The sequence below is a fragment of the Streptomyces toxytricini genome (genome assembly GCF_014649915.1).
Taxonomy (GTDB): domain Bacteria; phylum Actinomycetota; class Actinomycetes; order Streptomycetales; family Streptomycetaceae; genus Streptomyces; species Streptomyces toxytricini.
The window spans coordinates 165,621-183,435 of the sequence record NZ_BMTY01000006.1; the positions used below are offsets into that span (position 1 = coordinate 165,621).

Genomic DNA, 17,815 nt, shown 5'->3' on the forward strand with positions numbered 1-17,815 from the left:
ACCTCGCGGCCGTCGCGGATGGCGACGACGGCGAAGCGCCGCGGCTCGTCCTCGCCCGTCTTCAGGAGCTCCCGCATCATGGCGCGATAACGCTCCTCGAAGACGTTCAGCGGAAGCACCAGTCCGGGGAACAGCACCGTGTTCAGGGGGAAGAGGGGGAGGCGAACGGTGGTCACGACGGACAAGGGTAGTGGGGGAGGGGCGGGCCCTGTCACCTCGGTTGTTCCGGCCCGGCCGGGCCGCCGCCGCCGAAACGGCCCGCCGCCCGCCCGGCCGTGCGCCGCCGCCCCGCCCGCAGCCGCCCGCCCGGGCGTCAGCCGCGCCGCAGCAGCCGCGACGCCCCCGCCGCCACCGTCGTCGCCAGGATCCAGCCCAGCAGGACCATCGCCGCCGAGCCCCACTGCCAGGCCCCGGCCACCCTCCAGTGCCCCTCCTGGCCCAGGTCGACGACCGGCAGCAGCAGGTCCAGGGCGTACAGGGCGGGATTCCACTCCGGGTGCTCGTCCGCCTTGACCGCCCGCGGGGTGTGCCCCGCGAACAGCACCGTCCCCGCCGCCCACAGCAGCGCCATCCACAGCGCCGCCCGCCCCGGCCGGTACCCGTACGCCACCGTCCAGTCCTGCAGGTACCCCCACGCCTTCGCCGCGGGCGGCAGCGTCGCCCGCCGCCTGCGCTGCTTCGCCAGCAGCACCTCCCGCGCGTCCGCGTCCTCGCCGCTCGCCCGCAGCACCGCCGCCAGCCGCTCGTACGGCTCCGGCGAGTACTCCGGGGTCGCCGCCGCCACCCAGTCCAGCCGGCGCGCCAGCGGGAAGTGGCCGCGCGGCGCCAGCGCCTCGTACGCGAACCCCTCGATCGCCACCCCGCCCCCGCCCGGCCAGCTGGTCCAGGCGTCCACCAGCTTCACCACCTTCGCCCCCGACAGCACCACCCGCCCCCGCTCCGGCCGCTCGCCCACGAACCGCAGCTCCGGCGTCTGGATCCGGCGCAGCGACACCTCCTGGCCCGCCTCCGGCGCGAACCTCGCCCCGTAGAAGTCCACGGCGTCGCCGAACCGGCCGTCGTCCAGGCGCAGCCCGCCCCGGCACTCGAAGGGCCGGGAGCGCTGCCCGCGCGCCGGCGTGTGCCCGAGGCCGTACGGGGGAGTGGAGGAGTCGGATCCGCCCGGCACCCAGCCCAGCGCGATCGAGGTCAGGTACAGGGTCCGCTCCACCGTCAGCTGCGGCGCGTTCAGCGCCCACCGCCCGTGCGGGTTGGCCAGCCGCGCCCCGCGCAGGTTCATCGACACCCCGACCTTCGCCCCGCGCAGGCTCACCTCCCCGTACGCCTCCAGCAGCTCGCCCTGGAAGTCCTGCCCGACCGACAGCCCGTCCGCCGCGAAGGCCCGCCCGCGCCCGTCGCCCTGGACGACGGCCTGGCTGACCAGCAGGTCCGTGCCGATCTGCGCGTCGGTCAGCCGGATCCCGCGCGCCACCCGGCAGCGCGGCAGGTGCAGGTCGCCCTCGGTGTGCAGGCGCGAGGCGTCCAGGCGGGGGACCGCGCAGTCCACCAGCCGCAGCGTCCCGAACCGGGTCTCCGACAGCTGCACCTCGCCGTCGAAGCGGCAGGAGCGCAGCTCCACGTACGGCTCGACCGTCCCGCCCGACAGGTCCAGGCGGCCCGTCACCCGCACCCCCCGCAGCTTGAGCGACGCCACCCGGCCCGGCTCCGGCGGCGGCCCGTGGAGCAGCAGCAGCGCCACCACGTCGGCGCGGACGCTGCGCTCGGGCCCCCACGGCCGGTCCCCGTGCGGGTCGTCCCCGACGGCGGCGCGGGCGCTCAGGTCGCAGGTTCCGCCCGTCCGGAAGGCCCGCCACATCCGGCGCTCCGGCTCCGTGAGGTCCGCCGGCTCCCCGCCCTCGGACTGCGCATCGGTCATGGCGGCCCCCTCCGCTGATCGTGCACTCTCCGCCGAACGCTAAGGGCAGCCGGTGACAGCCGGGACGCGTATCAGCCAGTGATACGGGCGAACGGCGTGGGGAAGCGGTCTGAGAGAATTGGGGGGTGATCTCTCGTATCGACCTGCGCGGCGACGCCCTCCCCGAGGGCGCGGCCCTGCGCGACCTGCTGCCCCGTGCCGAGTTCGACGTGGAAGCCGCCCTGGAGAAGGTGCGGCCCATCTGCGAGGACGTCCATCATCGCGGCACGGCGGCGCTGATCGAGTACGCGCAGAAGTTCGACGGAGTCCGGCTGGAGCAGGTCAGGGTCCCCGCCGAGGCGCTCGCCGAGGCGCTCGCGGGCCTCGACCCGAAGGTCCGCGCCGCGCTGGAGGAGTCGATCCGCCGCGCCCGGACCGTGCACCGCAGCCAGCGGCGCAGCGCGCACACCACGCAGGTCGTCCCCGGCGGCACCGTGACCGAGAAGTGGGTTCCGGTCGAGCGCGTCGGCCTGTACGCGCCGGGCGGCCGCTCGGTGTACCCGTCGTCCGTCGTGATGAACGTCGTCCCCGCGCAGGAGGCCGGCGTCGGCTCGATCGCGCTGGCCTCGCCGCCGCAGGCGGAGTTCGGCGGCCTGCCGCACCCGACCATCCTCGCCGCCTGCGCCCTGCTCGGCGTGGACGAGGTGTACGCGGCGGGCGGCGCCGTCGCCGTCGCGATGTTCGCGTACGGCACCGAGGACTGCCTGCCGGTCAACATGGTCACCGGCCCCGGCAACATCTGGGTCGCCGCCGCCAAGCGCTACTTCACCGGGAAGATCGGCATCGACACCGAGGCCGGCCCGACCGAGATCGCCGTCCTCGCCGACGGCACCGCCGACCCGGTGCACGTCGCCGCCGACCTGATCAGCCAGGCCGAGCACGACCCGCTGGCCGCCGCCGTCCTCGTCACCGACTCCGAGGACCTCGCGGCCGCCGTCGAGAAGGAGCTCGCACCGCAGGTCGCCGCCACCAAGCACGTCGAGGACCGGATCCGCCCGGCCCTCGCCGGCAAGCAGTCCGCGATCGTCCTCGTCGACAGCCTGGAGGACGGCCTGAAGGTCGTCGACGCGTACGGCGCCGAGCACCTGGAGATCCAGACCGCCGACGCCGCCGCCTGGGCGGCCCGCGTCCGCAACGCCGGCGCGATCTTCGTCGGCCCCTGGGCGCCGGTCTCCCTCGGCGACTACTGCGCCGGCTCCAACCACGTCCTGCCCACCGGCGGCTGCGCCTGCCACTCCTCGGGCCTGTCCGTGCAGTCCTTCCTGCGCGGCATCCACATCGTCGACTACACGCGCGACGCCCTCGCCGAGGTCGCCCACCACGTGGTCACCCTCGCCGAGGCCGAGGACCTGCCCGCGCACGGCGCCGCCCTCAAGGCCCGCTTCGGATGGAAGGTGCCCGGCCAGTGACCGACAGAGCCATCGGCATCGACGACCTGCCCATCCGGGACGAGCTGCGCGGCAAGAGCCCCTACGGCGCGCCGCAGCTGGACGTCCCCGTGCAGCTCAACACCAACGAGAACCCGTACGAGCTCCCCGAGGAGCTGGTGCGGCGCATCGCCGAGCGCGTCGCCGACGCGGCCCGCACCCTCAACCGCTACCCCGACCGGGACGCCGTCGAGCTGCGGACCGCCCTGGCCGCCTACCTCACCCGCACGGCCGGCCACCCGGTCGGCCGCGGGAACGTGTGGGCCGCCAACGGCTCCAACGAGGTCATCCAGCAGCTCCTGCAGACCTTCGGCGGGCCCGGCCGCACCGCGATCGGCTTCGAGCCCTCGTACTCCATGCACGGCCTGATCGCCCGCGGCACCGGCACCGGCTGGATCTCCGGGCCGCGCCGGGACGACTTCACCATCGACCCGGCCGCCGCCGCCCGGGCCATCGCGGAGAACGCGCCCGACGTCGTCTTCATCACCTCGCCCAACAACCCGACGGGCACCGCGGTCGAGGCGGAGACCGTCCTCGCCCTGCACGACGCCGCCCAGGCGGCCAAGCCGTCGCTCGTCGTCGTCGACGAGGCGTACGTCGAGTTCAGCCACCGGCCCTCCCTCCTGCCGCTGATCGAAGGCCGCCCGAACCTGGTGGTCTCCCGGACCATGTCCAAGGCCTTCGGCGCCGCGGGACTGCGCCTGGGCTACCTCGCCGCGCACCCCGCCGTGGTCGACGCCGTCCAGCTGGTGCGCCTGCCGTACCACCTGTCGGCCGTCACCCAGGCCACCGCGCTGGCGGCCCTGGAGCACACCGACACCCTGCTCGGCTACGTCGAGCAGCTCAAGGCCGAGCGGGACCGGCTGGTCGCCGAACTGCGGGCGATCGGCTACGAGGTCACCGAGTCCGACGCGAACTTCGTCCAGTTCGGCAGGTTCGAGGACTCCCACACCGCCTGGCAGCAGATCCTCGACCGGGGCGTCCTGGTCCGGGACAACGGCGTGCCGGGATGGCTGCGGGTCACCGCGGGCACCCCGGCCGAGAACGACGCGTTCCTGGAAGCGGTTCGCGCACTGAAGAAGGAGCAGCACGCATGAGCCGCATCGGACGGGTCGAGCGCACCACGAAGGAGACCTCCGTCGTCGTCGAGATAAACCTCGACGGAACGGGCCGGGTCGACGTGTCCACCGGCGTCGGCTTCTACGACCACATGCTCGACCAGCTCGGCCGCCACGGCATGTTCGACCTCACGGTCAAGACCGACGGCGACCTCCACATCGACAGCCACCACACCATCGAGGACACCGCCCTCGCCCTCGGCGCCGCCTTCAAGCAGGCCCTCGGCGACAAGGTCGGCATCTACCGCTTCGGCAACTGCACCGTCCCCCTGGACGAGTCCCTCGCCCAGGTGACCGTGGACCTGTCGGGCCGCCCCTACCTCGTGCACACCGAGCCCGAGAACATGGCCCCCATGATCGGCGCGTACGACACGACGATGACCCGGCACATCCTGGAGTCCTTCGTCGCGCAGGCCCAGATCGCCCTGCACGTCCACGTCCCGTACGGCCGCAACGCCCACCACATCGTCGAGTGCCAGTTCAAGGCGCTCGCCCGGGCCCTGCGGTACGCCTCCGAGCTCGACCCGCGCGCGGCCGCCGCCGGCATCCTGCCCTCGACGAAGGGCGCCCTCTAGCCGTGACCGGCCTCAGCACCGTACTGATCGTCGTCGGCCTGTTCCTGGCCGGCGGCGTGTACTCCTTCCAGAAGCAGCAGATGCCCAAGTCGGTCGTCCTGCTGCTCGCCATCGGCTCCGCGATGTGCCTCGCCGCCGGAGTCCTGCGGATCCAAGGAATCTGGGAATGAGCGCTGCCCGACCCACCAAGACCGTCGCCGTCCTCGACTACGGGTTCGGCAACGTCCGCTCCGCCGAGCGCGCCCTCGCGCGCGTCGGCGCGGACGTCGAGATCACCCGCGACTACGACAAGGCCATGGACGCCGACGGCCTGCTCGTCCCCGGCGTCGGCGCCTTCTCCGCCTGCATGGAGGGGCTGAAGTCCGTCCGCGGCGACTGGATCATCGGCCGCCGCCTCTCCGGCGGGCGCCCCGTCATGGGCATCTGCGTCGGCATGCAGATCCTCTTCGAGCGCGGCATCGAGCACGGCGTGGAGACTTCAGGCCTCGACGAGTGGCCCGGCACCGTCGGCCCGCTCCGCGCCCCGGTCGTCCCCCACATGGGCTGGAACACCGTCGAGGCCCCCGCCGACAGCCGGGCCTTCGCCGGGCTCGACGCTGACGCCCGCTTCTACTTCGTCCACTCCTACGCGGCCCACGACTGGAGCCTGGAGGTCACCAACCCGGCGATCCCGGCCCCCAAGGTCACCTGGGCCACCCACGGCGAGCGCTTCGTCGCGGCGGTCGAGAACGGCGCCCTGTGGGCCACCCAGTTCCACCCCGAGAAGTCCGGCGACGCCGGAGCCCAGCTCCTCACCAACTGGATCGAGACCCTGTGATGACCGAGCCCCGCGCGACGCTGGAACTCCTCCCGGCGGTCGACGTCCGCGACGGCCAGGCCGTACGCCTGGTGCACGGCGTGTCCGGCACCGAGACCTCCTACGGCTCCCCGCTGGAGGCGGCCCTCGCCTGGCAGGGCGCCGGCGCCGAATGGCTCCACCTCGTCGACCTGGACGCCGCCTTCGGCACCGGCGACAACCGCGCCCTCGTCGCCGAGATCACCGGCGCCCTCGACATCAAGGTCGAACTGTCCGGCGGCATCCGCGACGACGCCACCCTCGCCGCCGCGCTCGCCACCGGCTGCACCCGCGTCAACCTCGGCACGGCAGCCCTCGAAGCCCCCGAGTGGACCGCGAAGGCCATCGCCGAGCACGGCGACCGCATCGCGGTCGGCCTCGACGTCCGCGGCACCACCCTCAAGGGCCGCGGCTGGACCAGCGAGGGCGGCGACCTGTACGAGACCCTGGCCCGCCTGGACTCCGAGGGCTGCGCCCGCTACGTCGTCACCGACATCGGCAAGGACGGCACCCTGACCGGCCCCAACCTGGAGCTGCTGCGGAACGTGTGCGCCGCCACCGACCGGCCGGTCGTCGCCTCGGGCGGCATCGCCGGCCTGGACGACCTGCGGGCGCTCGCCGAGCTGGTGCCGCTGGGCGTCGAGGGCGCGATCGTCGGCAAGGCCCTCTACACCAAGGCCTTCACCCTCCAGGAGGCGCTGCGGGTGGTGGCCGGCGCATGACCGCCACCGGCGGCGTCCGCCGCATCTCCTCGGGCGGCCCCTGGGAGGAGGCCGTGGGCTACTCCCGGGCCGTCGAGCTGCCCAACGGGCTGGTGCTCGTCTCCGGCTGCACGTCCGTCGTCGACGGCAAGGTCGTCGCCGGCGGGCCGTACGAGCAGACGGTCAACGCCTTCCGCGTCGCCTTCGACGCGCTCGCCCAGGCCGGCCTGGGCGCCGAGCACGTCGTCCGCACCCGCATGTACCTCACCCACGCGCGGGACGTCGACGAGGTGGGCCGGGCCCACAAGGAGCTCTTCGCCTCCGTCCGCCCCGCCGCCTCCATGCTCATCGTTTCCGGCTTCGTCGACCCGAGCCTGGTCGTCGAGGTCGAGGTCGAAGCCTACCGAGGGGAGTCCTGATGTCACTCGCCGTACGGGTGATCCCCTGCCTGGACGTGGACAGCGGCCGCGTCGTCAAGGGCGTCAACTTCCAGAACCTGCGCGACGCCGGCGACCCGGTCGAGATGGCCAGGCTGTACGACGCCGAAGGCGCCGACGAGCTGACCTTCCTCGACATCACCGCCTCGTCCGGGAACCGCGAGACCACCTACGACGTGGTGCGCCGCACCGCCGAGCAGGTCTTCATCCCGCTCACCGTCGGCGGCGGCGTCCGCACCGCCGACGACGTCGACAGGCTGCTGCGGGCCGGCGCCGACAAGGTCGGCGTCAACACCGCCGCCATCGAGCGGCCCGACCTGATCCGGGAGATCGCCGAGCGGTTCGGCCGGCAGGTGCTCGTCCTGTCCGTCGACGCCCGCCGCACGGACACCGGCTCCTTCGAGGTCACCACCCACGGCGGCCGCCGCGGCACCGGCATCGACGCCGTCGAGTGGGCCCACCGGGCGGCCGAGCTGGGCGCCGGCGAGATCCTGCTGAACTCGATGGACGCCGACGGCACCAAGGACGGCTACGACACCGAGATGATCGCCGCCGTCCGCAAGCACGTCACCGTCCCGGTGATCGCCTCCGGCGGCGCCGGCCGCCTGGAGCACTTCCCGCCGGCCATCGAGGCCGGCGCCGACGCGGTCCTCGCCGCCTCGGTGTTCCACTTCGGCGACCTGCGGATCTCCCAGGTCAAGGACACCCTCCGCGAGGCGGGCCACCCGGTCCGCTGACCCGCGGCGACGCCCGGCCCCCTGCTCCCGCTCCGGCGGGGGCAGGGGGATGCGCTCAGATGCCCAGGCGGGCCGTCGTCAGGCGGCCGACCGCCTCCTTGTCGCCGTCCAGCTCCACGGACGCCGAAGCCTGCCGGCCGAAGCAGAACAGCACCAGCTCGCCCGGCTCCCCCGTCACCGTCACCACCGGCGTCCCCTTGTGCGCCACCACCGTGCGCCCGTCCGGCCGCCGCAGCACCAGCCCCACCGGCGAGCGGCGCCCCGTCAGCCGGGCCAGCTTCTCCAGCCGGAGCCACAGCGCGTCCGAGAACACCGGGTCCAGCTGCCGCGGCGTCCAGTCGGGCTGCGCCCGCCGCACGTCCTCCGCGTGCACGTAGAACTCCACCGCGTTCGCCGCCTCGTCGACCTGCTTCAGCGAGTACACCGACAGCTTCGGCGGGCCCGTCCGGATCAGCTGGAGCAGCTCCTCGTACGGCTTCGCCGCGTACTCGGCCATCGCCTTGTCCAGCCGGTCCTTCAGCACGTTCAGCAGCAGGCCGCCCGCCGCGTCCGGGCGGCGCTCCCGCACGACCACGTGGGCCGCGAGGTCCCGGGTCAGCCAGCCCTCGCACAGGGTGGGCGCGTGCGGGCCCGCCGACTCCAACAGGTCCGCCAGCAGCAGGCGTTCGCGCTTCGCATGGGTAGACATGCGGGCAAGCCTACGGCGGCCGCGCGCCGCGTGCCCGCCCATCAGGCGGACAGTGATCCATCACCGCCCGCCCCGCGCGGCACAATGGCCCGCATGACCAGCTCCTCCCTCGACCCCGCCATCGCGGCCCGGCTCAAGCGCTCCGCGGACGGCCTCGTCCCGGCCATCGCCCAGCAGTACGACACCGGCGAGGTGCTCATGCTCGGCTGGATGGACGACGAGGCGCTCCACCGCACCCTGACCACCGGCCGCTGCACCTACTGGTCCCGCAGCCGCCGGGAGTACTGGGTCAAGGGGGACACCTCCGGGCACGTCCAGCACGTGAAGTCCGTCGCCCTCGACTGCGACGCCGACACCCTCCTCGTCAAGGTCGACCAGGTCGGCGCCGCCTGCCACACCGGCGCCCGCACGTGCTTCGACGCCGACGTCCTCCCGCTCGCCGCCGACCAGGCAGGTTAGGTATCCCACGCATGGACCTCGAACAGTTCCGCAAGCTCGCCGCCGACCGCCGCGTCATCCCGGTGAGCCGCAAGCTGCTCGCCGACGGCGACACCCCCGTCGGCCTCTACCGCAAGCTGGCCGCCGAGCGCCCGGGCACCTTCCTGCTGGAGTCCGCCGAGAACGGCCGCTCCTGGTCCCGCTACTCCTTCGTCGGCGTCCGCAGCCACGCCACCCTCACCGTCCGCGACGGCGAAGCCCACTGGATCGGCACCCCGCCCGTCGGCGTCCCCACCGGCGGCGACCCGCTGCAGGCCCTGCGCGCCACCGTCGAGGCCCTGCACACCCCCCGCGACCTCGCCGCCGGGATGCCGCCCTTCACCGGCGGCATGGTGGGCTACCTCGGCTACGACATCGTCCGCCGCCTGGAGCGCATCGGCGACCACGGCTCCGACGACCTGCGGCTGCCCGAGCTGACCATGCTGCTCACCTCCGACCTCGCGGTCCTCGACCACTGGGACGGCAGCGTCCAGCTCATCGCCAACGCCATCAACCACAACGACCTCGACACCGGCGTCGACGAGGCCCACGCGGACGCCGTCGCCCGCCTCGACGCCATGGAGGCCGACCTCGCGCGGCCCGCCCCCTACACGCCCGCCCCGCTGCCCTCCGCCGAGCTGCCCGCCTTCTCCGCCCTGTGGGGCGGCGCCGACTACCAGGCCGCCGTCGAGGACGTCAAGGAGCGGATCCGGGCCGGCGAGGCCTTCCAGGTCGTGCCCTCGCAGCGGTTCGAGACGCCCTGCCACGCCTCCGCCCTGGACGTCTACCGGGTGCTGCGGGCCACCAACCCGTCCCCGTACATGTACCTCTTCCGCTTCGAGAACGGCTTCGACGTCGTCGGCTCCAGCCCCGAGGCCCTCGTCAAGGTCGAGGACGGCCGGGCCATGGTCCACCCCATCGCCGGCACCCGCCACCGCGGCTCCACCCCGCAGCGCGACCACGAGCTCGCCGAGGAGCTGCTCGCCGACCCCAAGGAGCGCGCCGAGCACCTGATGCTCGTCGACCTGGGCCGCAACGACCTGGGCCGGGTGTGCGAGCCCGGCTCCGTCGAGGTCGTCGACTTCATGAGCATCGAGCGGTACTCGCACGTCATGCACATCGTCTCCACCGTCACCGGCCGGGTCGCCGAGGGGAAGACCGCCTTCGACGTGCTCACCGCCTGCTTCCCCGCCGGCACGCTCTCCGGGGCGCCCAAGCCGCGCGCCATGCAGATCATCGAGGAGCTGGAGCCCACCCGCCGCGGCCTGTACGGCGGCTGCGTCGGCTACCTCGACTTCGCCGGCGACTCCGACACCGCCATCGCCATCCGCACCGCCCTGCTCCGCGACGGGACCGCGTACGTGCAGGCCGGCGCGGGCGTCGTCGCCGACTCGGTGCCCGAGCTGGAGGACCTGGAGTGCCGCAACAAGGCCTCCGCCGTGCTCCGCGCGGTCGCCGCGGCCAACCGGATGGCCACCGCCCCGGAGCGGTAGGGGATAGTGGAGGGCGTGAGTGCCGCACCCCCCTCCCGAAACGACACCGGCAGCCGCCGCAGCGTGGCCGCCGCCCTGCTGCTCGGCGCGCTCGGCGCCTGCGTGGTCCTCCTCGGCTCCGGCCGGGTGTGGGCCCGCGGCACCGCGGCCGTCGGCGGCGGCACGGTCCCCCTGGCCGCGGACGGCGGTGACGTCACCGGGCTGCCCGCCGCCCTGGCCGTCGTCGGCCTCGCCGCGCTCGTCGCCGTCTTCGCCGTACGCGGCCGGGGCCGGCAGCTGGTCGCGGCGCTGCTGGCGCTCAGCGGCCTCGGCGCGGCCCTCGCCGCGCTCCTCGCCGGCGACGGCCGCCGCGCGCTGGACGAGCAGGCCGCGCGGACGGCCGCGGACTCCGCCGCGCACGTCGCGACGGCCGCGCAGACAGCCTGGCCGTACGCCACGGCCGCGGGCGCCGCCCTGATCCTGGCCGCCGGGCTGCTCGCCCTGCGGTTCGGCGGCGGCTGGCCCGCCATGGGCGGCCGCTACGAGCGCGACGGCGGCCCGCGGGCCGCCCGGCCCGCCGCCGCGGACCCCGACCGGCCGGAGGACCTGTGGAAGGCCCTGGACCGCGGCGAGGACCCCACCCGCTGAGCACGGCCCGCCGACCGTGCGGGACAATGGCAACCGAGCGTGCGAACACCGCACGCGCGACAGAGCAAAACGAGGAGCAACTCATGGCGGGCAGCAGCCACGGTCACACCCCGGCCGCCTGGACCGGTGTCATCATCGCCTTCATCGGTTTCTGCATCTCCGGCGCCTTCATGGTGCTGGCGAACCCGGTCGGGTTCTGGGCGGGCCTCGTCGTCGTCGCGCTCGGAGGCGTCGTGGGCCTCGGCATGAAGGCCGCCGGCATGGGTGCGCCCAAGCCCGCCCACGACGACCTCGCCAAGGCCATCGCCGCGGCCAAGGCCTGAGCTCCGGACGCCGGCGGACGAAGGCGCGGCCCGGTCGGGCTGCGCCTTTCGCCGTCACCGGAGAGAATCAGCGCGTGGACGCCTCCCGCACCCCCCGGCCCCCGGCCGGACAGGCCCCGCCGCCCGCCGCGGCGCCCGGCCCCGCCGGCCCGCCCGCGCACCCCGCACCGGGCGCTCCCGGGGCCCCGGCAGCCGTACCGGCCTCCCGGGCGCGCAGGCTCGCCGCCCCGGCCCTCACGGTGCTCGCGGCGGCCGCCGCATTTGCGTACGTGGGCGCCGTGGACCCCAATGAACCCGGCCACTATCCGGTCTGCCCGCTTTTCCGGCTGAGCGGAATCCTGTGTCCGGGATGCGGCGGCCTGCGCAGCGCCCACGCGTTCGCCCACGGCGATCTCGCCGCCGCATTCGGGGCGAATGCGATGGCCGTGATCGGCTACTTCGCCTTCGCCGGATTCGCCGCCCTGTGGCTGCTGCGGGCCTGGCGCGGCGCTCCGACCCCGCGTTTCGCCCTCAAGGGCCCGTACTGGTGGGCCCTCGGCGGGGCCGCCCTGGTCTTCTCCGTCGTCCGGAATCTGCCCTTCGGCGCCGCACTGGCCCCCTGAGGCCTTATGAATCCCGTATTCCGAATGTCCAGCCAATGGGACGCCCGCAGCCGCGTGCGGAGCGGCGCGCCGTGGCCGGATACCATTTGATTGCCGACCTTGCAGTCGTACGTGCCTGCACGGCGGCCGACCGTCATCGACCCGGAAGGGGGCCGCTCGCGTGAGTGTGCTCGACGAGATCATCGAAGGGGTCCGCGAAGACCTTGCCGAACGGCAGGCCCGCGTGAGCCTCGACGAGCTCAAGGAGCGTGCCGCCAAGGCGCCCCAGGCGAAGGACGGCGTCGCGGCCCTGCGCGGCGACGGCGTCAAGGTGATCTGCGAGGTCAAGCGTTCCAGCCCGTCCAAGGGCGCGCTGGCCGCGATCGCCGACCCGGCCGGACTCGCCGCCGACTACGAGGCGGGCGGTGCGGCGGTCATCTCCGTCCTCACCGAGCAGCGCCGTTTCGGCGGCTCGCTGGCCGACCTGGAGGCCGTCCGCGCCCGCGTGGACATCCCGATCCTGCGCAAGGACTTCATCGTCACGGCGTACCAGCTGTGGGAGGCCCGCGCCTACGGCGCCGACCTCGCCCTGCTGATCGTCGCGGCCCTGGAGCAGGAGGCCCTCGTCTCCCTCATCGAGCGGGCCGAGTCCATCGGCCTCACCCCGCTCGTCGAGGTCCACGACGAGGAGGAGATCGAGCGCGCGGTCGCAGCCGGCGCGAAGATCATCGGTGTGAACGCGCGCAACCTCAAGGACCTCAGCGTCGACCGCTCCACCTTCGAGCGCGTCGTCGGCGAGATCCCGGCGCACGTCGTCAAGGTCGCCGAGTCCGGCATCCGCGGACCGCACGACCTCATCGCCTACGCCAACGAGGGCGCCGACGCCGTCCTCGTGGGGGAGTCCCTGGTGACCGGACGCGACCCGAAGTCCGCCGTGGCCGACCTCGTCGCCGCCGGAGCCCACCCCGCCCTGCGCCACGGGCGGAGCTGACCGCAGCCGTGACCCCCGACCGCACCCCCGTCAGCACCCGCCCGGGCCGCCGCCCGGCCGCCGGCGTGCCGACGGCCCACGCGCCCCTGGCGCGCGGCTGCCGCCCCCGCGGCTGCCGCGCCCCGGCCCGGCGCGTCCACGGGCGGCGGGTGCGGTACGTCATCGGCTCCGAGCCCGGACAGGTCAACGGCATGCGATGGCGCCGCGGAGAAGCGCCGTAGGACGGACGGGACGACCCGCGCGGCACCCCCGCGCGGGCCCCCTCCGCACACACCCCCTGCGCCCCGACGGCCCCGACGGCCCTCCGCGCGCACGGGACCCGCACCGCACGCACCCGCACCCTCGAAGGGTGTGGTGTGCCCGTCGCGGGCGGGCGGCGCCATACGGTGACAACCATCCGCCGCACCGCACACCCCAGGAGTTGCCGGCATGTCCAGCGCCACTGACTTCTTCGTCCCGGATCCGGAAGGCCGCGTCCCCAACGCCGAGGGCTACTTCGGCGACTTCGGCGGCAAGTTCATCCCGGAGGCCCTCGTCGCCGCCGTGGACGAGGTCGCCGTCGAGTACGAGAAGGCGAAGAACGACCCCGCCTTCGCGGCCGAGCTCAACGACCTCATGGTCAACTACACCGGCCGCCCCAGCGCCCTGACCGAGGTGCCCCGCTTCGCCGGGCACGCCGGCGGCGCCCGCATCTTCCTCAAGCGCGAGGACCTCAACCACACCGGCTCGCACAAGATCAACAACGTGCTGGGCCAGGCCCTCCTCACCAAGCGCATGGGCAAGACCCGCGTCATCGCCGAGACCGGCGCCGGCCAGCACGGCGTGGCCACCGCCACGGCCTGCGCCCTCTTCGGCCTCGACTGCACCGTCTACATGGGCGAGATCGACACGCAGCGGCAGGCCCTCAACGTGGCCCGCATGCGAATGCTGGGCGCCGAGGTCATCGCCGTGAAGTCCGGCTCCCGCACCCTCAAGGACGCCATCAACGAGGCGTTCCGCGACTGGGTCGCCAACGTCGACCGCACCCACTACCTCTTCGGCACCGTCGCCGGCCCGCACCCCTTCCCCGCCATGGTCCGCGACTTCCACCGCGTCATCGGCGTCGAGGCCCGCCGCCAGATCCTGGAGCGCACCGGCCGCCTGCCCGACGCCGTCGCCGCCTGCGTCGGCGGAGGCTCCAACGCCATCGGCCTCTTCCACGCCTTCCTCCCCGACACCGGCGTCCGCCTCGTCGGCTTCGAGCCCGCCGGGCACGGCGTCGAGACCGGCGAGCACGCCGCCACCCTCACCGCCGGCGAGCCCGGCATCCTGCACGGCTCCCGCTCCTACGTCCTCCAGGACGACGAGGGCCAGATCACCGAGCCTTACTCGATCTCCGCGGGCCTGGACTACCCGGGCATCGGCCCGGAGCACTCCTTCCTCAAGGACAGCGGCCGCGGCGAGTACCGCGCGGTCACCGACGACGCCGCCATGCAGGCCCTGCGCCTGCTCTCCCGCACCGAGGGCATCATCCCGGCCATCGAGTCGGCGCACGCCCTCGCCGGCGCCCTAGACCTCGGCCGCGAGCTCGGCCCGGACGGGCTCGTCGTGGTCAACCTGTCCGGCCGAGGCGACAAGGACATGGACACCGCCGCCCGCTACTTCGGGCTGTACGACGCCGAGGGGGAGTCGAAGTGAGCAAGGGCAACATCCGGCTGCTGAGCGACACCCTCGCCAAGGCCAGGGCCGAGGACCGCGCCGCCCTGGTCGCCTACCTCCCGGCCGGCTTCCCGACCGTCGACGGCGGCATCGAGGCCGTCAAGGCCGTCATCGCCGGCGGCGCCGACGTCGTCGAGGTCGGCCTCCCGCACAGCGACCCCGTCCTCGACGGCGCCGTCATCCAGACCGCCGACGACATCGCCCTGCGCGGCGGCGTCCGGATCGCCGACGTGCTGCGCACGGTCCGCGAGGCGCACGAGGCGACCGGCGCGCCGGTGCTGGTGATGACGTACTGGAACCCGATCGACCGCTACGGCCCCGAGCGGTTCGCCGCCGAGCTGGCCGAGGCGGGCGGCGCCGGCTGCATCCTGCCCGACCTGCCCGTCCAGGAGTCCGCGCCGTGGCGGGAGCACGCCGACAAGCACGGCCTCGCGACCGTCTTCGTCGTCGCCCCCAGCAGCAAGGACGCCCGCCTCGCCACGATCACCGCGGCCGGCTCGGGCTTCGTCTACGCCGCCTCCCTCATGGGCGTCACCGGCCCCCGGGAGTCCGTCGGCAACGAGGCGCAGGAGCTTGTCCGCCGCACCCGCGCCACCACGGAGCTGCCCGTGTGCGTCGGGCTCGGCGTCTCCAACGCCGTACAGGCCAAGGAGGTCGCCGGCTTCGCCGACGGGGTGATCGTCGGCTCGGCGTTCGTGAAGCTGCTGCTGGACGCGCCGGACCTGCCGGCCGGTCTCGCGGCCGTGCGGGCGCTGGCGGGCGAACTTGCGGAAGGCGTACGCAGGAGCTGACGCCGGGCGCGTCCGAAAAGGGTTCTGTAGCCCGATCGGGTGGATCTGGGAGCAGGGGGGCACGGGAGTGCCTCCCTGCTTCGTTTGCCCGACCGTGAGCGAGATGAACGACGGTGCGAACCGCCAAGCGAAGAACCGATCGGCCCGCGAGCGGCTCCAGGCCGAGCGCGAGCGGCAGAAGAAGAAGGACAAGCGCCGGCGGACGCTCGTCGTGGCGACGGCGGTGGTCGGCGTTCTCGGCCTGGCTGCCGTGGTCGGCCTGATCGCGGCCAACACCGGCAAGGACAGCGCGGGCGGCGGCCCCGTCACGGCCCCCTCCGGGGCCACCGGCGAGGACTCCCTCGCCATCCGGACGGGCAGCGCCGAGGCCCCCTCCACGCTGGTCGTGTGGGAGGACTTCCGCTGCCCGGCCTGCAAGAACTTCGAGACCATGTACAAGGACACGGTGCACGAGCTGGAGGCCAAGGGGCTGCTCAAGACCGACTACCACCTGGTCACCCTGATCGACGGCAACATGGGCGGCAGCGGCTCGCTCAAGAGCGCCAACGCGGCTGCCTGCGCCCAGGACGCCGGGAAGTTCACCGAGTACCACGACGTGCTGTTCGAGAACCAGCCGCCCGAGCCGGACGACGCCTACGGCAAGAACGCGAAGCTGCTGGAGCTGGCGGGCAAGGTGCCCGGCCTCGACACCGCGGAGTTCCGTGCGTGCGTGGAGGACGGGACGCACGAGAGCTGGGTCGGCAAGTCCTTCGAGGCGTTCCGGGAGGGCAAGTTCCGCGGCACCCCGACGGTGCTGCTGAACGGCAAGGACGTGATGACCGAGCAGATCACCCCGCAGAAGATGAAGGAGATCGTCGAGGCAGCGGCGAAGGGCGGCGGCACCAAGAGCGCCTCCCCGGCCTCCCCGGCCTCCCCGGCCTCCCCGGCCGCCTCGGGATCGCCGTCCGCGGCGGGGGCGCCGGCCTCGCCGGCCTCCAAGGCGAAGGGCTCCGCGTCCTCCTCGCGCACCGCGTCGCCGTCGGCGCCGGCCCGCGGCACGGGCGCCCAGGGGGCCGCCCGGGAGTGAGGCCGCCCGGCGGACACGAGGTGTCGATTTGATGGCGGGAACGCCGGGCGGGTTGCCGTGCGCACCGCCCGGCAGGGTAGCGTCGGACCTGCCATGGAACTTGCCTACATTCCCAGTCCGTCGACCGGTGTGGTCCACCTCGGGCCGATCCCGCTGCGCGGCTACGCGTTCTGCATCATCATCGGCGTCTTCGCCGCCGTCTGGCTCGGCAACAAGCGCTGGATCGCGCGCGGAGGAAAGCCGGGCACCGTCGCGGACATCGCCGTGTGGGCGGTTCCGTTCGGCCTGGTCGGCGGCCGCCTCTACCACGTGATCACCGACTACCAGCTCTACTTCGGCGAAGGCCGCAACTGGGTCGACGCCTTCAAGATCTGGGAGGGCGGCCTCGGCATCTGGGGCGCCATCGCGCTCGGCGCGGTCGGCGCCTGGATCGGCTGCCGCCTGCGGGGCATCCCGCTGCCCGCCTGGGCCGACGCCCTCGCCCCCGGCATCGCCCTCGCCCAGGCCATCGGCCGCTGGGGCAACTGGTTCAACCAGGAGCTGTACGGGCGCGCCACCGACCTGCCGTGGGCCGTCGAGATCAGCGACGGCCCGAACCGGGTCGGCGGCACCTACCACCCGACGTTCCTGTACGAGTCGCTGTGGTGCCTCGGCGTCGCCGCGCTCGTGATCTGGGCCGACCGGCGCTTCAAGCTGGGCCACGGCCGGGCCTTCGCCCTGTACGTCGCCGCGTACTGCGCGGGCCGCGCCTGGATCGAGTACATGCGGGTCGACGAGGCGCACCACATCCTCGGCCTGCGGCTGAACGTCTGGACCGCGATCGCCGTGTTCGTCCTGGCCGTCGTCTACTTCGCGGTCTCCGCGAAGCTGCGGCCGGGCCGCGAGGAGGTCGTCGAGCCGGACCGCGGCCCCGCGGCCTCCGACCCGGCGGCCGCCGCGAAGCCGGCCGGTGCGAAGAACGCGGCGGAGGCCGCCGACGCCGCGTCCGGCGAGGCGAAGGGCGCCGAGGCGAAGGATGCCGAGGCCGCGGCCGGCGATGCGAAGGCTGCCGGTGCCGAGGCCGTCGCCGTGAAGGCCGGGGCCGAGGCCGCCGAGGTGAAGGGCGCGGGCGCCGCGGCCCCCGCCGCCGAGCCGGCGGCGGCGAAGGCGGACCTCGCCAAGCCGGCCGCCGCCGCGGAGAAGGCCCCCGCCCAGACCGGCGGAGCGGCCGACGCGCCCGGTGCCGACAAGCTCTGATCCCGGCACGAGCAGGATCCGCCCGCAGGGGCGCCGCGCAGACAGCGCGGCGCCCCTGCG

General features: G+C 74.1%; 22 protein-coding genes. 19 read left to right on the top strand and 3 right to left on the bottom strand.

Going from position 1 to position 17,815, the window contains the following annotated elements:
• Both IE170_RS32520 and IE170_RS09710 read right to left on the bottom strand, forming a co-directional pair.
• On the bottom strand, positions 1-176 hold a 176-nt coding region (locus IE170_RS32520), incomplete at its 3' end, for an LON peptidase substrate-binding domain-containing protein (protein ID WP_229884671.1).
• Positions 177-313: 137 nt separating this feature from the next.
• On the bottom strand, positions 314-1,915 hold the full coding sequence (locus tag IE170_RS09710) for an oxidoreductase (RefSeq protein ID WP_189808900.1): 1,602 nt from the start codon (positions 1,913-1,915) through the stop codon (positions 314-316).
• Positions 1,916-2,040: 125 nt separating this feature from the next.
• On the opposite strand from IE170_RS09710, the gene hisD reads away from it, so the two are divergent.
• From hisD to hisF, 8 genes are read left to right on the top strand one after another with little or no spacing between them, the layout of a single operon-like run.
• The gene (gene hisD / locus IE170_RS09715; protein WP_189808901.1) at positions 2,041-3,363 is read left to right on the top strand and encodes a histidinol dehydrogenase; all 1,323 of its coding nucleotides are present in this window, start codon (positions 2,041-2,043) and stop codon (positions 3,361-3,363) included.
• Positions 3,360-4,478, top strand: coding sequence for a histidinol-phosphate transaminase (locus IE170_RS09720; RefSeq protein WP_317986286.1), 1,119 nt, complete (start codon positions 3,360-3,362; stop codon positions 4,476-4,478). Before hisD ends, IE170_RS09720 begins: the two co-directional genes overlap by 4 nt.
• Positions 4,475-5,074 carry an imidazoleglycerol-phosphate dehydratase HisB gene (gene hisB, locus IE170_RS09725; protein ID WP_189808903.1) on the top strand — a complete coding sequence of 200 codons (600 nt, stop codon included), beginning with the start codon at positions 4,475-4,477 and terminating at the stop codon, positions 5,072-5,074. Before IE170_RS09720 ends, hisB begins: the two co-directional genes overlap by 4 nt.
• A gap of 2 nt (positions 5,075-5,076) precedes the next feature.
• Positions 5,077-5,244 carry a CG2302 family histidine operon protein gene (locus IE170_RS09730; RefSeq protein ID WP_189808904.1) on the top strand — a complete coding sequence of 56 codons (168 nt, stop codon included), beginning with the start codon at positions 5,077-5,079 and terminating at the stop codon, positions 5,242-5,244.
• Positions 5,241-5,891 carry an imidazole glycerol phosphate synthase subunit HisH gene (gene hisH, locus IE170_RS09735; protein ID WP_189808905.1) on the top strand — a complete coding sequence of 217 codons (651 nt, stop codon included), beginning with the start codon at positions 5,241-5,243 and terminating at the stop codon, positions 5,889-5,891. The genes IE170_RS09730 and hisH overlap by 4 nt, the downstream gene beginning before the upstream one ends.
• A complete protein-coding gene (priA, locus tag IE170_RS09740; protein ID WP_189808906.1) occupies positions 5,891-6,631 on the top strand; it encodes a bifunctional 1-(5-phosphoribosyl)-5-((5-phosphoribosylamino)methylideneamino)imidazole-4-carboxamide isomerase/phosphoribosylanthranilate isomerase PriA in 741 nt (246 codons plus the stop codon). The genes hisH and priA overlap by 1 nt, the downstream gene beginning before the upstream one ends.
• Positions 6,628-7,029: a RidA family protein gene (locus IE170_RS09745; RefSeq protein WP_189808907.1), complete on the top strand. Its 402-nt coding sequence runs from the start codon at positions 6,628-6,630 to the stop codon at positions 7,027-7,029. The genes priA and IE170_RS09745 overlap by 4 nt, the downstream gene beginning before the upstream one ends.
• A complete protein-coding gene (gene hisF, locus IE170_RS09750) occupies positions 7,029-7,784 on the top strand; it encodes an imidazole glycerol phosphate synthase subunit HisF (protein WP_189808908.1) in 756 nt (251 codons plus the stop codon). Before IE170_RS09745 ends, hisF begins: the two co-directional genes overlap by 1 nt.
• 55 nt (positions 7,785-7,839) lie before the next feature.
• Here hisF and IE170_RS09755 read toward each other — a convergent pair whose 3' ends face one another.
• The gene (locus tag IE170_RS09755; protein ID WP_189808909.1) at positions 7,840-8,472 is read right to left on the bottom strand and encodes a TIGR03085 family metal-binding protein; all 633 of its coding nucleotides are present in this window, start codon (positions 8,470-8,472) and stop codon (positions 7,840-7,842) included.
• Positions 8,473-8,556: 84 nt separating this feature from the next.
• Here IE170_RS09755 and hisI point away from each other — a divergent pair, with 84 nt between their 5' ends.
• From hisI to lgt, 11 genes are all read left to right on the top strand, one after another.
• Complete coding sequence (gene hisI, locus IE170_RS09760; protein ID WP_373298965.1) at positions 8,557-8,931, top strand: phosphoribosyl-AMP cyclohydrolase; 375 nt, start codon at positions 8,557-8,559, stop codon at positions 8,929-8,931.
• Between the two features lie 11 nt (positions 8,932-8,942).
• Positions 8,943-10,442, top strand: coding sequence for an anthranilate synthase component I (locus tag IE170_RS09765; protein ID WP_189808910.1), 1,500 nt, complete (start codon positions 8,943-8,945; stop codon positions 10,440-10,442).
• Positions 10,443-10,457: 15 nt separating this feature from the next.
• The gene (locus IE170_RS09770) at positions 10,458-11,069 is read left to right on the top strand and encodes a TIGR02234 family membrane protein (RefSeq protein ID WP_229884666.1); all 612 of its coding nucleotides are present in this window, start codon (positions 10,458-10,460) and stop codon (positions 11,067-11,069) included.
• Between the two features lie 83 nt (positions 11,070-11,152).
• The gene (locus IE170_RS09775) at positions 11,153-11,392 is read left to right on the top strand and encodes an HGxxPAAW family protein (protein WP_189808911.1); all 240 of its coding nucleotides are present in this window, start codon (positions 11,153-11,155) and stop codon (positions 11,390-11,392) included.
• A 74-nt stretch (positions 11,393-11,466) separates the two neighbouring features.
• The gene (locus IE170_RS09780; protein WP_189808912.1) at positions 11,467-11,994 is read left to right on the top strand and encodes a DUF2752 domain-containing protein; all 528 of its coding nucleotides are present in this window, start codon (positions 11,467-11,469) and stop codon (positions 11,992-11,994) included.
• A gap of 160 nt (positions 11,995-12,154) precedes the next feature.
• Positions 12,155-12,964, top strand: coding sequence for an indole-3-glycerol phosphate synthase TrpC (gene trpC, locus IE170_RS09785; protein WP_189808913.1), 810 nt, complete (start codon positions 12,155-12,157; stop codon positions 12,962-12,964).
• A complete protein-coding gene (gene trpM, locus IE170_RS33450; protein ID WP_373298970.1) occupies positions 12,961-13,185 on the top strand; it encodes a tryptophan biosynthesis modulator TrpM in 225 nt (74 codons plus the stop codon). Before trpC ends, trpM begins: the two co-directional genes overlap by 4 nt.
• Before the next feature lie 208 nt (positions 13,186-13,393).
• Entirely contained in the window at positions 13,394-14,641 is a 1,248-nt protein-coding gene (trpB, locus tag IE170_RS09790) for a tryptophan synthase subunit beta (protein ID WP_189808914.1), read from the top strand.
• Positions 14,638-15,453, top strand: coding sequence for a tryptophan synthase subunit alpha (gene trpA, locus IE170_RS09795; RefSeq protein WP_189808915.1), 816 nt, complete (start codon positions 14,638-14,640; stop codon positions 15,451-15,453). The genes trpB and trpA overlap by 4 nt, the downstream gene beginning before the upstream one ends.
• Before the next feature lie 103 nt (positions 15,454-15,556).
• Positions 15,557-16,519, top strand: coding sequence for a DsbA family protein (locus IE170_RS09800; RefSeq protein WP_189808916.1), 963 nt, complete (start codon positions 15,557-15,559; stop codon positions 16,517-16,519).
• A 93-nt stretch (positions 16,520-16,612) separates the two neighbouring features.
• Complete coding sequence (gene lgt, locus IE170_RS09805; protein WP_223856929.1) at positions 16,613-17,755, top strand: prolipoprotein diacylglyceryl transferase; 1,143 nt, start codon at positions 16,613-16,615, stop codon at positions 17,753-17,755.
• The last annotated feature ends 60 nt before the right edge of the window (positions 17,756-17,815 follow it).